The sequence below is a fragment of the Klebsiella sp. PL-2018 genome (assembly GCF_019048985.1).
GTDB lineage: Bacteria > Pseudomonadota > Gammaproteobacteria > Enterobacterales > Enterobacteriaceae > Klebsiella > Klebsiella michiganensis.
In genome coordinates, this window is the sequence record NZ_CP077673.1 from 272576 (window position 1) to 285487 (window position 12912).

General features: G+C 56.6%; 13 protein-coding genes. 11 read left to right on the forward strand and 2 right to left on the reverse strand.

Annotation, left to right across the window (positions count from 1 at the left end; genetic code table 11):
* Window positions 1-217 precede the first annotated feature (217 nt).
* Complete coding sequence (gene metE, locus MKleb_RS01255; protein ID WP_025108395.1) at window positions 218-2479, forward strand: 5-methyltetrahydropteroyltriglutamate--homocysteine S-methyltransferase; 2262 nt, start codon at window positions 218-220, stop codon at window positions 2477-2479.
* 206 nt (window positions 2480-2685) lie between these two features.
* Window positions 2686-3375, forward strand: coding sequence for a transporter substrate-binding domain-containing protein (locus MKleb_RS01260; protein WP_025108394.1), 690 nt, complete (start codon window positions 2686-2688; stop codon window positions 3373-3375).
* Window positions 3376-3378: 3 nt separating this feature from the next.
* On the opposite strand, the gene MKleb_RS01265 is transcribed toward MKleb_RS01260, so the two are convergent.
* Window positions 3379-4191, reverse strand: a complete 813-nt coding sequence (locus tag MKleb_RS01265) for a dienelactone hydrolase family protein (RefSeq protein WP_004097582.1) — start codon at window positions 4189-4191, stop codon at window positions 3379-3381.
* Between the two features lie 267 nt (window positions 4192-4458).
* Here MKleb_RS01265 and udp point away from each other — a divergent pair, with 267 nt between their 5' ends.
* The 9 genes from udp (at window position 4459) to tatD (ending at window position 12365) form a co-directional block, all read left to right on the forward strand.
* Window positions 4459-5220, forward strand: coding sequence for a uridine phosphorylase (udp, locus tag MKleb_RS01270; protein ID WP_163586379.1), 762 nt, complete (start codon window positions 4459-4461; stop codon window positions 5218-5220).
* 138 nt (window positions 5221-5358) lie between these two features.
* Window positions 5359-6807: a DNA recombination protein RmuC gene (rmuC, locus tag MKleb_RS01275; protein ID WP_025108393.1), complete on the forward strand. Its 1449-nt coding sequence runs from the start codon at window positions 5359-5361 to the stop codon at window positions 6805-6807.
* Between the two features lie 70 nt (window positions 6808-6877).
* Window positions 6878-7633, forward strand: a complete 756-nt coding sequence (ubiE, locus tag MKleb_RS01280) for a bifunctional demethylmenaquinone methyltransferase/2-methoxy-6-polyprenyl-1,4-benzoquinol methylase UbiE (protein ID WP_004097585.1) — start codon at window positions 6878-6880, stop codon at window positions 7631-7633.
* A 13-nt stretch (window positions 7634-7646) separates the two neighbouring features.
* Window positions 7647-8252 (forward strand): ubiquinone biosynthesis protein UbiJ, encoded by a 606-nt coding sequence (ubiJ, locus tag MKleb_RS01285; RefSeq protein WP_014227479.1) that lies wholly within the window; start codon window positions 7647-7649, stop codon window positions 8250-8252.
* Window positions 8249-9889 carry a ubiquinone biosynthesis regulatory protein kinase UbiB gene (gene ubiB, locus MKleb_RS01290; protein ID WP_025108392.1) on the forward strand — a complete coding sequence of 547 codons (1641 nt, stop codon included), beginning with the start codon at window positions 8249-8251 and terminating at the stop codon, window positions 9887-9889. Before ubiJ ends, ubiB begins: the two co-directional genes overlap by 4 nt.
* Before the next feature lie 77 nt (window positions 9890-9966).
* A complete protein-coding gene (gene tatA, locus MKleb_RS01295) occupies window positions 9967-10221 on the forward strand; it encodes a Sec-independent protein translocase subunit TatA (protein WP_025108391.1) in 255 nt (84 codons plus the stop codon).
* Window positions 10222-10224: 3 nt separating this feature from the next.
* On the forward strand, window positions 10225-10764 hold the full coding sequence (gene tatB / locus MKleb_RS01300) for a Sec-independent protein translocase protein TatB (RefSeq protein WP_014227481.1): 540 nt from the start codon (window positions 10225-10227) through the stop codon (window positions 10762-10764).
* A gap of 2 nt (window positions 10765-10766) precedes the next feature.
* Entirely contained in the window at window positions 10767-11540 is a 774-nt protein-coding gene (tatC, locus tag MKleb_RS01305; RefSeq protein WP_004097593.1) for a Sec-independent protein translocase subunit TatC, read from the forward strand.
* Window positions 11541-11570: 30 nt separating this feature from the next.
* On the forward strand, window positions 11571-12365 hold the full coding sequence (gene tatD, locus MKleb_RS01310) for a 3'-5' ssDNA/RNA exonuclease TatD (RefSeq protein ID WP_162557327.1): 795 nt from the start codon (window positions 11571-11573) through the stop codon (window positions 12363-12365).
* A gap of 6 nt (window positions 12366-12371) precedes the next feature.
* Here tatD and rfaH read toward each other — a convergent pair whose 3' ends face one another.
* Entirely contained in the window at window positions 12372-12860 is a 489-nt protein-coding gene (rfaH, locus tag MKleb_RS01315) for a transcription/translation regulatory transformer protein RfaH (protein ID WP_004097595.1), read from the reverse strand.
* Window positions 12861-12912: the final 52 nt, after the last annotated feature.

Consider the following 12912-nt stretch of genomic DNA (forward strand, 5'->3'; position numbering starts at 1 on the left):
CGGCATGAATAATTTGCGCTTGAGGAATATACAGTAACTGCCAATTATGGATGTGTAAACATCTGGACGTCTAAATCCTTTATCTTTCGAATTTATGGCAGTGTTGGCTGCACTTCCTCACCCCCGTCACTTACTTCAGTAAGCTCCTGGGGATGAGCAAGTTTGCCGCCTTCCCTAAATCCGAAATCTTTCGGATTGCAATTATGAGGCTCAAAAAATGACAATTATTAACCACACCCTCGGTTTCCCTCGCATTGGCCTGCGCCGCGAGCTGAAGAAAGCGCAAGAAAGCTACTGGGCGGGCAATACCAGCCGCGAAGAACTGCTGGCCGTTGGCCGCGAACTGCGCGCTCGCCACTGGGAACAGCAGAAGCAGGCGGGCATTGACCTGCTACCGGTGGGCGATTTCGCCTGGTACGACCATGTTCTGACCACCAGCCTGTGGCTTGGCAACGTGCCGGCTCGTCATCAGAACAAAGACGGCTCCGTTGATATCGATACCCTTTTTCGCATAGGCCGCGGCCGCGCGCCGACCGGCGAACCGGCCGCGGCGGCGGAAATGACCAAATGGTTTAACACTAACTACCACTACATAGTGCCGGAATTTGTGAAGGGCCAGCAGTTCAAACTGAGCTGGAACCAGCTGTTGGATGAGGTGGACGAAGCGCTGGCGCTGGGCCACAAAGTGAAGCCCGTCCTGCTTGGGCCAGTCACCTATCTGTGGCTCGGTAAGGTGAAAGGCGAGCCGTTCGACCGCCTGAACCTGCTGCACGATATTCTGCCTGTTTACCAGCAGGTGCTGACTGAACTGGCAAAACGCGGCGTTGAGTGGGTGCAGATTGATGAACCGGCGCTGGTGCTCGAGCTGCCGCAGGCGTGGCTGGATGCCTTCAAACCGGCTTACGCGGCCCTTAGCGGTCAGCTTAAGCTGCTGCTGACTACCTACTTTGAAGGCATTACCGATAACCTCGACACCATTACCGCACTGCCGGTACAGGGCCTGCATGTGGATCTGGTCCACGGCCAGGACGATGTCGCCGAACTGCATAAGCGCCTGCCTGCCGACTGGCTGCTCTCCGCGGGGCTGATCAACGGCCGCAACGTCTGGCGCGCCGATCTGAGCGAGAAATACGCGCAGGTTAAAGATATCGTCGGCAAACGTGAACTGTGGGTAGCCTCTTCCTGCTCCCTGCTGCACAGCCCGATCGATCTGAACGTGGAAACGCGGCTCGATGCCGAAGTGAAGAGCTGGTTTGCCTTCGCCCTGCAAAAATGCCGGGAGCTGGCGCTGCTGCGCGATGCGCTGAACAGCGGCGACACCGCGGCGATTGCTGACTGGAGCGCGCCGATCCAGGCACGTCGCCAGTCAACCCGCGTGCACAACGCTGCGGTAGAGAAGCGTCTGGCGGCCATTACCGCTCAGGACAGCCAGCGTCAAAGCGTCTACGAAGTTCGCGCCGAAGCGCAGCGCGCCCGCTTTAAGCTGCCGGCCTGGCCAACCACCACCATCGGCTCCTTCCCCCAGACCACCGAGATCCGCGGCCTGCGCCTGGACTTCAAAAAGGGCAATCTCGATGCTAACCGCTACCGCACCGGCATCGCCGAACACATTAAGCAGGCGATCGTTGAGCAGGAGCGACTGGGGCTGGACGTGCTGGTACACGGTGAAGCCGAGCGTAACGATATGGTGGAATACTTCGGCGAACACCTGGACGGCTTTATTTTCACGCAGAACGGCTGGGTACAGAGCTACGGCTCCCGCTGCGTCAAACCGCCGGTGGTCATCGGCGATATCAGCCGCCCGGAGGCGATCACCGTCGAGTGGGCAAAATACGCTCAGTCCCTGACCGACAAACCGGTAAAAGGCATGCTGACCGGCCCGGTGACCATTCTTTGCTGGTCCTTCCCGCGTGAGGACGTCAGCCGTGAAACGATTGCGAAACAGATAGCCCTCGCGCTGCGCGATGAAGTGGCGGATCTGGAAGCCGCCGGTATCGGTATCATCCAGATCGACGAACCGGCCCTGCGGGAAGGCCTGCCGCTGAAGCGTAGCGACTGGGATGCGTATCTGGCATGGGGGGTGGAAGCTTTCCGTATCAATGCCGCGGTGGCGAAAGACGACACGCAGATCCACACCCATATGTGCTATTGCGAGTTCAACGACATCATGGATTCCATCGCCGCGCTGGATGCGGACGTGATTACCATCGAAACCTCGCGTTCTGATATGGAGCTGCTGGAGTCGTTCGAAGCGTTCGACTACCCGAATGAAATCGGGCCGGGCGTGTACGACATTCACTCCCCGAACGTGCCGAGCGTGGAGTGGATTGAAGGGCTGCTGGAAAAAGCCGCGCAGCGTATCCCGGCAGAGCGCCTGTGGGTGAACCCGGACTGCGGCCTGAAAACCCGCGGCTGGACGGAAACGCGCGCCGCGCTGGCCAACATGGTCAAGGCCGCGCAAAACCTGCGCCAGGCGTAATATAAATCACACTTGTGGGAGGCCCCGGCCTCCTTTTTTGGTTTCTTCTCTTCGCTGGCAAAACCGAATGTGAAGAACTGTTCGGCGTGAAGCGGCAGCGTCTGGATAACGTCCACCCGCTCCCGGCTGTTGCTCAGGACGGATGTCTTTGACTACAGTTAAGCGTTCCCTGAACCGAAGCTGTGATAACTCTCCTGAGGTGAAAGATGATTGAACACCACGATCAAAAAGGGTATTTGCGTTTTGCCATTAATCTGGGTAATCCGGTGCTTACGACACTGCTGCCGGATGGGTCTCCGGGGGGGATTACCGTCGAGCTGGCAAAGAAACTGGCTGCAGAGAGCCAGCGCGAAGCGCGGTTTGTGACCTGGCCGACGGCCGGGCAGGTAGTGGACGCGGCGCTGCAGGATCAATGGGATATCGCCTTTCTGGCTATCGACCCGGCGCGGGAAGATAAGCTTCGCTTTACGCCATCCTACGTCACTATCGAAAGCTCGCTGATGGTGAAAAAAGAGAGCCAGATTCAATCGGTTCAGGAGATGGACCGCGCAGGCGTGGTAATTAACGTGGGCAAAGGCGCGGCCTACGAGCTGTATCTGATTCGCACGCTGCAGCATGCGACGATGCGCCAGTACGCCACCTCACAGGAGGCTATTCAGGCGTTTATCAACGGCGAAGGCGATTGGGTGGCCGGTATTCGCCAGCCTCTGGAGAAAGCCGCGCAGGAGAATCCGCAGTTTCGCGTTCTGCCCGACAGCTTTAGCCAGATACACCAGGCGATATGCGTACCGCGCAATGCGACGCAGCACTATGAATTTATTTGCCGCCGCCTCTCTTCCTGGATAGCGGACGGTACTATTGCCGGGATGGTGAGCCGCCATATCGGCAATAGCTGATCGTTAACCGCGCTTACCGCCATACTGCGCAAACCAGGCCAGCATCCGCTGCCAGCCGTCTTTTGCCGACTCTTCATGATAGCTGGCGCGATAGTCGGCATTAAAAGCGTGGTCGGCGTGCGGGTAAACCACGATTTCCGCCGTGGCGTTGGCCGCCCGCAGCGCCTGACGCATCGTTTCCACCGTGTCCTGCGGGATGCTGTCATCTTTCGCGCCATAAAGCCCTAACACCGGCGCGTTAAGATCGACGGCAATATCGACCGGATGCTTCGGCGAATTCAGCGTTTTCTCGCCGACCAGCTTGCCGTACCAGGCGACGGCGGCTTTTAACTGCGGATTATGTGCAGCGTACAGCCAGGTAATACGCCCGCCCCAGCAGAAGCCGGTAATCAGCAAGCGATGGGCATCGCCGCCGTGGCGGTAGGCCCAACTGGCCACGTGATCGAGGTCGGCCAGCACCTGAGAATCCGGCACCTTTTTGACCAGTCCCTGGAACAGAGAAGGGATGTCGCTGTAATCATTAGGATCGCCCTGGCGGAAGTAGAGCTCCGGTGCGATAGCCAGATACCCCTCCTTTGCCAGACGGCGGCAGATATCGCGGATATGTTCATGCACGCCGAAAATTTCCTGGACCACGATAACGACCGGCAGCGGACCGTCGACGCCGCGCGGGCGAGCATGGAACGCCGGCATGTTGTCTCCCTGTGAAGGGATGGATGTCTCCCCGGAGACGATGTTCTCATCTGATGTGTGAACGGCAGTTGAGGCGTGCGGCGTGGCTGCAGGTGCAAAGCCGGTTTGCTTAATTGTCGTCATGGTATTCTCCGTACCCTCAATTTATTAGCGCATCAATAACTATAGCTGCTCTGGACAGGACGTTAATCAAACACAGTGCCCGAAACAGGCTATCTTTTGTTCAGGCTTCTGCGATTTAGCTTGTTAATGTGATGTATATCACTCTTTTATGGAAAGTTATTGCAATGAATTTCATTCATGGTGATTGTGGTCACAAAATTGAGCCGACAGCTTCTGTAAAGTACCGTTTTGCTTCTGCTGATAATTCGACCCACAGAGGAGTTTTTTATGTCCAAGTCTGATGTTTTTCATCTCGGCCTCACCAAAAACGATTTACAAGGGGCTACGCTGGCTATCGTCCCTGGCGATCCGGAGCGTGTGGAAAAGATCGCCGCGCTGATGGATAAGCCGGTTAAGCTGGCATCTCACCGTGAATTCACCACCTGGCGCGCTGAGCTGGATGGTAAAGCAGTGATTGTCTGCTCTACCGGTATCGGCGGCCCATCGACCTCTATCGCCGTGGAAGAGCTGGCCCAGCTGGGCATCCGTACCTTCCTGCGCATCGGCACCACCGGCGCCATTCAGCCGCATATTAGTGTCGGCGACGTTCTGGTGACGACCGCGTCCGTCCGTCTGGACGGCGCAAGCCTGCACTTTGCGCCAATGGAGTTCCCGGCGGTGGCTGACTTTGAATGTACTACCGCGCTGGTTGAAGCGGCGAAGTCTATCGGCGCGACCACCCATATCGGTGTCACCGCCTCTTCCGACACCTTCTATCCGGGCCAGGAACGTTACGATACCTTCTCCGGCCGCGTTGTTAGCCGCTTTAAAGGCTCGATGGAAGAGTGGCAGGCGATGGGCGTGATGAACTATGAAATGGAATCCGCCACGCTGCTGACGATGTGCGCCAGCCAGGGCCTGCGCGCCGGGATGGTTGCCGGAGTTATCGTCAACCGTACCCAGCAGGAAATTCCGAACGCGGAAACCATGAAGCAAACCGAAAGCCACGCGGTGAAAATTGTCGTGGAAGCGGCGCGCCGCCTGCTGTAGTTACCCTTTCTTCTGCCAGGGGTCGGACTCTCCGGCCCTTCTTTTTTGCGTAGCGCCTCGCAGGAAAACCCTTTCAAACTGGACGTTTGTACAGCACAATTCTATTTTGTGCCGTAAGTCGTTGCCGCAGGGGGCGTTGTGGATATCTCAATTATTATTAGTGCCGTTGTGGCGCTGGCCGTCGGGCTGATTGTCGGCTGGCTGGCGACCAAAGCGCACGCCGATCAAATTCGCGCCGATCTTATCGATGAGCGGCGCGAGCTGGATATTGAGCTGAGCGCGGCCCGCCAACGTCTGGTGCAGGAGTCACACTGGCGAGAAGAGTGTGAACTGCTCAATAACGAACTGCGCAGCCTGCGCGATATCAACGCCTCGCTGGAAGCCGATCTTCGCGAAGTGACCACCCGACTTGAATCCACTCAGCTGCATGCGGAAGACAAAATTCGCCAGATGGTGAACAGCGAGCAGCGTCTTAGCGAACAGTTTGAGAATCTGGCAAATCGCATTTTTGAGCACAGCAACCGGCGGGTGGATGAGCAGAATCGCCAGAGCCTGCACGGCCTGCTGACGCCGCTTCGCGAACAGCTGGATGGCTTTCGTCGGCAGGTGCAGGATAGCTTTGGTCAGGAAGCGCGGGAGCGCCATACTCTGGCCCATGAAATCCGCAATCTTCAGCAGCTGAATGCGCAAATGGCCCAGGAGGCGCTAAACCTGACGCGCGCGCTCAAAGGCGATAACAAAACCCAGGGCAACTGGGGCGAGGTGGTGTTGACCCGCGTGCTGGAAGCGTCCGGACTGCGGGAAGGATATGAATATCAGACCCAGGTCAGCATCGAAACGGACAACCGCGCGCGGATGCAGCCCGATGTGATTGTCCGTTTACCGCAGGGGAAAGACGTGGTGATCGATGCCAAGATGACCCTGGTGGCCTATGAGCGCTATTTCAACGCCGAAGATGATTACACCCGTGAAGCGGCGCTGCAGGAGCATATCGCTTCGGTACGCAACCATATGCGCCTGCTGGGGCGTAAAGACTACCAGCAGCTGCCGGGGCTGCGTTCGCTCGACTACGTTCTGATGTTTATCCCGGTGGAGCCCGCCTTCCTGCTGGCTATCGATCGTCAGCCTGAACTCATTAGCGAAGCGCTGAAGAACAACATCATGCTGGTGAGCCCAACCACGCTGCTGGTGGCGCTGCGGACTATCGCCAATCTCTGGCGCTATGAGCATCAGAGCCGTAACGCGCAGAAAATTGCCGAAAGAGCGGGGCGGCTGTATGACAAGATGCGCCTGTTTGTCGATGATATGTCCGCCATCGGACAGGGCCTGGATAAAGCTCAGGATAACTACCGCCAGGCGATGAAAAAGCTCGCCTCCGGACGAGGTAACCTGCTGGTACAGGCGGAATCATTCCGTGAGCTGGGCGTGGAGGTTAAGCGTGAGATTAATCCTGAGTTAGTTGAACAGGCGACGGCCCAGGATGAAGAATACCGCCTTGCGCAGGAGGGTAACCCGCCGGAAGATAACGATATTTCATCCGATCCTACGGCTACTGCCATGTTTGGGGGCGGCTCCCGGCCACGTTGAAGCGTATGGGAAGTGCGCTAAACCTGTTACACTCAACGAACATTTTCTTGATAAGCAAGCAGGCATTGAGATGGTTGAGGATTCACAAGAAACGACGCATTTTGGCTTTCAGACTGTCGCCAAAGAGCAGAAAGCTGACATGGTGGCGCATGTATTTCATTCTGTGGCCGCAAAATATGACGTAATGAACGACCTGATGTCGTTCGGTATTCATCGTTTGTGGAAGCGTTTCACCATCGACTGCAGCGGCGTCCGCCGCGGGCAAACCGTATTGGATCTAGCTGGTGGTACCGGCGATCTGACGGCGAAATTCTCTCGCCTGGTGGGTGAAACCGGCCGCGTGATGCTGGCGGACATCAACGACTCTATGCTGAAAATGGGCCGCGAAAAGCTGCGTAACATTGGTATTGTCGGCAACGTGGAATACGTCCAGGCAAACGCTGAAGCGCTGCCTTTTGCAGACAACACCTTTGATTGCATTACGATTTCTTTCGGTCTGCGTAACGTGACCGACAAAGAAAAAGCGCTGCGCTCAATGTATCGCGTATTAAAGCCGGGCGGCCGCCTGCTGGTGCTGGAATTCTCAAAACCGATTATTGAGCCGCTCAGTAAAGCCTACGACGCCTATTCCTTCCATATCCTGCCGCGCGTGGGTGAGCTGGTTGCTAAAGATGCCGAAAGCTATCGTTACCTTGCTGAATCTATTCGAATGCATCCCGATCAGGACACGCTGAAAGGCATGATGCAGGACGCAGGGTTTGAAAGCGTCGACTACTACAACCTGACGGCAGGTATCGTTGCGCTACACCGCGGATATAAGTTCTGACAGGAGGGACGCTATGCCTTTCAAACCACTGGTTACCGCCGGTCTTGAGACGGTCCTTAACACCTTCCTCTGGCGCGATCGGGCGCTGAAACCCGCGCGCCAGCGCCTGCTGGGGAAAGTGCTGCGCATCGAGCTGCAAGAGCTTTCCGATCCTGTGGTGCTGGTTTTTAGCGAACGTCAGCTGGACGTGCTGGGCGCGTGGGAAGGTGAGGCTGATTGCACCGTACGTACCCGCCTTAGCGTGCTTCCGCAATTGCGCAATCGCCAGCAGCTTACCGCGCTGATTCGTAGCGGCGATCTTGAAGTGCAGGGCGACCTGCAGGTGGTGCAAAATACCGTCACGCTGTGCGATCTGGCAGAGTTCGATCCGGCTGAACTGCTTGCCCCGTATACCGGTGATGTGGTTGCGGAAGGCTTTAGTAAAGTATTCCGCGGCGGCGCTCGCTTTCTTCTGCATGGCGCTCAACGCCAGCAGCGCTATGTCGCGGAAGCGATTACCGAAGAGTGGCGCCTGGCGCCGGGGCCGCTGGAGCTGGCCTGGTTTGCAGAGGAAACCGCTGCGGTAGAACGAACCCTGGCCGCGCTGGAAAAACGGCTGGACACGCTGGAGGGCAAATGACGCCAGGAGAATTACGGCGCCTGTATTTTATCGTCCACACCTTTTTGAGCTACGGGCTTGATGAGCTCATTCCCAAAATGCGTATCACGCTGCCGCTGCGAATCTGGCGGCGGATGCTGTTCTGGATGCCCAACCGCCATAAAGATCGTCCTCTTGGCGAGCGACTGCGCCTCGCATTACAAGAACTGGGGCCGGTGTGGATCAAGTTTGGTCAGATGCTCTCGACCCGTCGCGACCTGTTTCCGCCGCACATTGCCGATCAGCTGGCCATGCTGCAGGATCGCGTCGCGCCCTTTGACGGTCTGCAGGCCAAAAAGCAGATTGAGCAAGCCATGGGCGGCCTGCCGGTAGAAGCCTGGTTTGATGACTTCTCTGTTGAACCGCTCGCTTCCGCTTCTATTGCCCAGGTGCATACCGCGCGTCTGAAAGAGAACGGTAAAGAGGTGGTCATTAAGGTGATCCGCCCGGATATCGTGCCGGTTATCAAAGCGGATATGAAGCTTATCTACCGTCTTGCCCGCTGGGTGCCGCGTCTGTTACCGGACGGCCGTCGCCTTCGCCCGCAGGAAGTGGTTCGCGAATATGAAAAAACGCTGCTGGATGAGCTCAACCTGCTGCGTGAATCGGCTAACGCTATCCAGCTTCGCCGCAACTTCGACGAGAGCCCAATGCTTTATGTCCCGGAAGTTTATTCGGACTACTGTAGCGAAGGCATGATGGTGATGGAGCGGATTTACGGGATCCCGGTGTCCGACGTCGCCGCGCTGGAAGCGCAAGGGACTAACATGAAGCTGCTGGCCGAGCGTGGCGTGCAGGTCTTCTTTACGCAGGTTTTCCGCGACAGTTTCTTCCATGCCGACATGCATCCGGGCAATATTTTTGTCAGCCGTCATCATCCGGAAGATCCGCAGTACATTGGTATTGACTGCGGTATTGTCGGTTCGCTGAACAAAGAAGATAAGCGCTATCTGGCGGAGAACTTCATTGCCTTCTTCAACCGCGATTATCGCAAAGTTGCGGAGCTGCACGTTGATTCCGGCTGGGTTCCCGCGGATACCAACGTCGAAGAGTTCGAGTTTGCTATTCGTACCGTCTGCGAGCCTATCTTTGAAAAACCGCTGGCGGAAATCTCGTTTGGCCACGTGTTGTTGAACCTGTTTAATACGGCGCGACGTTTCAATATGGAAGTGCAGCCGCAGCTGGTTCTGCTGCAGAAGACATTACTTTACGTAGAAGGTGTAGGTCGCCAGCTCTATCCTCAGTTAGACTTGTGGAAAACGGCGAAACCGTTCCTTGAGTCGTGGATCAAAGATCAGGTGGGCATTCCGGCTCTGGTGCGGGCGTTTAAAGAAAAAGCGCCGTTCTGGATCGAAAGAATGCCGGAAATACCGGAGCTGGTTTACCAGAGCCTGCAGCAAAGCAAGCAGTTGCAGAATAGCGTCGATACCATCGTGCGCGACATCCAGGTGCGGCACGTGCGCCAGGGTCAGTCCCGCTATTTGTTCGGTATAGGCGCGGTTTTATTACTGAGTGGTACGCTGCTATTCATTCATCGTCCCGAGTGGGGCATGATGCCAGGCTGGCTGATGGCCGCTGGGGTCGTAACCTGGCTTATCGGCTGGCGAAAGACGAACTGACGGCGGCCGCCTTTATCACTGCGCATAATGTGTATAATGCGTCCTAATAATTAATCATCTGTCATAGGGGAATGTGTATGGGTGGTATCAGTATTTGGCAGTTACTCATTGTTGTCGTCATCGTGGTTCTGCTTTTTGGGACAAAAAAGCTGAGCTCGCTCGGTTCAGATTTAGGGGCGTCGATCAAAGGCTTTAAAAAGGCCATGAGCGACGAAGAGAAACCGGAAAAATCCTCCGCGCCGGATGCAGATTTCGCGGCGAAGACCCTTGCTGATAAGCCGGATGATGCAAAGAAAGACGAGACTAAACGCCACGACAAAGAGCAGGTGTAATTCGTGTTCGATATCGGTTTTAGTGAGCTGCTGCTGGTATTCGTGATTGGCCTCATCGTTCTGGGGCCACAGCGACTACCGGTAGCGGTAAAGACGGTGGTGAGCTGGATCCGCACGCTGCGGTCGCTTGCGGCTACCGTACAAAATGAAATTACCCAGGAATTAAAACTGCAGGAGTTTCAGGAAAGCCTTAAAAAGGTGGAAAAGGCCAGCCTGGACAACCTGACGCCCGAGCTAAAAGCTTCAATGGATGAACTGCGTGAAGCGGCTGAATCTATGAAGCGATCCTACTCCGCCCACGATCCTGAAAAAGCCAGCGATGAAGCCAATACCATTCACAACCCGGTCGTAAAAGGGAGTGAAGAGCAGCGCAAGGACGTGACGCCAGCGACGGCTGAACATCAGGCCAGTGCGCCAGAGCATGCGCCTGACTCCGTGTCTGAAGAACTCCCCGCTTCGCAGAGTGAAATCCCGGCAGCGAAAGTGAAAGCTGCCGTGTCGGCTTCCGATTCCTCCTCCCCTGTACCGAGTGATAAACAGTAAAAATGGGCGTAGACGATACTCAACCGCTAATTACGCATCTGATTGAGCTGCGCAAGCGCTTGATCAACAGCATTCTTGCGATTCTGGTGATTTTCCTGGCGTTAGTCTATTTCGCCAACGATATCTATCAGCTGGTTTCCGCGCCGCTGATTCGGCAGATGCCGGTCGGTGCGACCATGATCGCCACGGATGTGGCCTCGCCTTTCTTCACGCCGATCAAGCTGACCTTTATGGTATCGATAATTTTGTCGGTCCCGGTCATTTTGTATCAGGTCTGGGCCTTTGTGGCGCCAGCGCTGTATAAGCATGAACGTCGGCTGGTTATGCCGCTGCTGGTCTCCAGTACGCTGCTGTTCTATATCGGCATGGCCTTTGCCTACTTCGTCGTTTTCCCGCTGGCGTTTGGTTTTCTGACCCACGCGGCGCCGGAAGGCGTACAGGTCTCTACCGATATTCGCAGCTACCTCGACTTTGTGATGGCGCTGTTTATCGCCTTTGGCGTCTCATTCGAGGTTCCGGTGGCCATAGTCCTGCTGTGCTGGATGGGCGTCACCACGCCGGACGACCTGCGTAAGAAACGCCCCTACGTACTGGTTGGCGCATTCGTTGTCGGGATGCTGCTGACCCCGCCGGACGTGTTCTCGCAAACCCTGCTGGCGATTCCGATGTACTGTCTGTTTGAGGTCGGGGTCTTCTTCGCGCGGTTCTACACCGGTAAACGCCTGACGCGTGATGAGGATGCCGCTGCCGAAGAGGCGCAGGGCAAAGAAGAATAACGCTCAACCGCCCGTCAGGGCGGTTGCCGTATGGGAGCGATAATGTTTGATATCGGCGTAAATCTGACCAGTTCGCAGTTTTCCCGCGATCGCGACGAGGTGGTTTCCCGGGCCCGGGCGGCGGGCGTCAGCGGGATGCTATTGACGGGAACCAACCTGCATGAAAGCGCGCAGGCGCAGCAGCTGGCGCGCCGTTATTCCGGGTGCTGGTCAACGGCCGGCGTTCATCCCCACGACAGTCGCAGCTGGACGGACTCGGCGGCGGCAGCGGTCTATGCGCTGGCTCGCGAGCCGGAAGTCGTTGCGGTGGGTGAGTGCGGGCTGGATTTCAACCGCAATTTTTCGACGCCTCAGGAGCAAGAAGCGGCGTTTAGCGCTCAGCTGGCGCTGGCCGCGGAGCTGTCGATGCCGGTATTTCTGCACTGCCGCGATGCGCACGAGCGCTTCCTGGCCCTGCTGGTGCCCTGGCTTGATAAGCTCCCGGGGGCCGTTGTGCATTGTTTTACCGGTAGCCGCGAAGAGATGCGCGAATGCGTGGAGCACGGTTTATTTATTGGTATCACCGGCTGGGTATGCGATGAGCGTCGGGGGCTGGAGCTGCGAGAGCTGCTGGTCGATATTCCGGCAGAGCGCCTGCTGATTGAGACCGATGCGCCGTACCTGTTGCCGCGAGATATGCTGCCAAAACCCGCTTCTCGCCGCAATGAGCCCGCCTACCTGCCGCATATTCTGACCCGCATCGCGCAATGGCGTGGGGAGGAGGCGCAATGGCTGGAAGACGTGACTGATGCTAACGTCAGAAGACTTTTTGGCGTGGGTTTTTAAGCGCCGTCAGATTTTATAAAAGTCAGTATTTTTAACGCTCTGGAGCACCTGCTTGTTAAGCAGATTCAGCAGCAGCATCGAGCGGGCTTCGCCGTCCGGTTCGGTAAAAATAGCCTGCAGACCCTCAAAAGCGCCATCGGTAATCAGCACGCTGTCGCCTTCGTGCGGCGTTTCAGGATCGGTGATACCTTCCGGTTTGTAGATGGAAAGCTGATGAATGACGGCAGATGGCACGATAGCGGGCAGCGCGCCGAAACGCACAAAACTGTTCACACCGCGCGTGGCGCTGATGGTAGTGGTATGAATCACTTCCGGGTCGAACTCGATAAACAGATAATTTGGGAACAGGGGCTCGCTGACCGTCGTGCGTTTACCGCGGACGATTTTTTCCAGCTCGATCGTTGGCATCAGGCAATTGACGGCCTGCCGTTCAAGGTGTTCCTGGGCTCGTTCAAGCTGCCCACGTTTGCAATAAAGTAAGTACCAGGCTTGCATAATGACTCTTTCCAATGCTACTAGCTGCAAGCATAACAAAAGCCCGGTACGA

Bases quoted from the DNA above. Each gene is read 5' to 3' on its own strand.
- tatA (WP_025108391.1), top strand. From the start codon at position 9,967: ATGGGTGGTATCAGTATTTGGCAGTTACTCATTGTTGTCGTCATCGTG.
- ubiJ (WP_014227479.1), top strand. From the start codon at position 7,647: ATGCCTTTCAAACCACTGGTTACCGCCGGTCTTGAGACGGTCCTTAAC.
- metE (WP_025108395.1), top strand. From the start codon at position 218: ATGACAATTATTAACCACACCCTCGGTTTCCCTCGCATTGGCCTGCGC.
- ubiE (WP_004097585.1), top strand. From the start codon at position 6,878: ATGGTTGAGGATTCACAAGAAACGACGCATTTTGGCTTTCAGACTGTC.
- tatD (WP_162557327.1), top strand. From the start codon at position 11,571: ATGGGAGCGATAATGTTTGATATCGGCGTAAATCTGACCAGTTCGCAG.
- MKleb_RS01265 (WP_004097582.1), bottom strand. From the start codon at position 4,191: ATGACGACAATTAAGCAAACCGGCTTTGCACCTGCAGCCACGCCGCAC.
- ubiB (WP_025108392.1), top strand. From the start codon at position 8,249: ATGACGCCAGGAGAATTACGGCGCCTGTATTTTATCGTCCACACCTTT.
- rfaH (WP_004097595.1), bottom strand. From the start codon at position 12,860: ATGCAAGCCTGGTACTTACTTTATTGCAAACGTGGGCAGCTTGAACGA.
- MKleb_RS01260 (WP_025108394.1), top strand. From the start codon at position 2,686: ATGATTGAACACCACGATCAAAAAGGGTATTTGCGTTTTGCCATTAAT.
- udp (WP_163586379.1), top strand. From the start codon at position 4,459: ATGTCCAAGTCTGATGTTTTTCATCTCGGCCTCACCAAAAACGATTTA.
- tatC (WP_004097593.1), top strand. From the start codon at position 10,767: ATGGGCGTAGACGATACTCAACCGCTAATTACGCATCTGATTGAGCTG.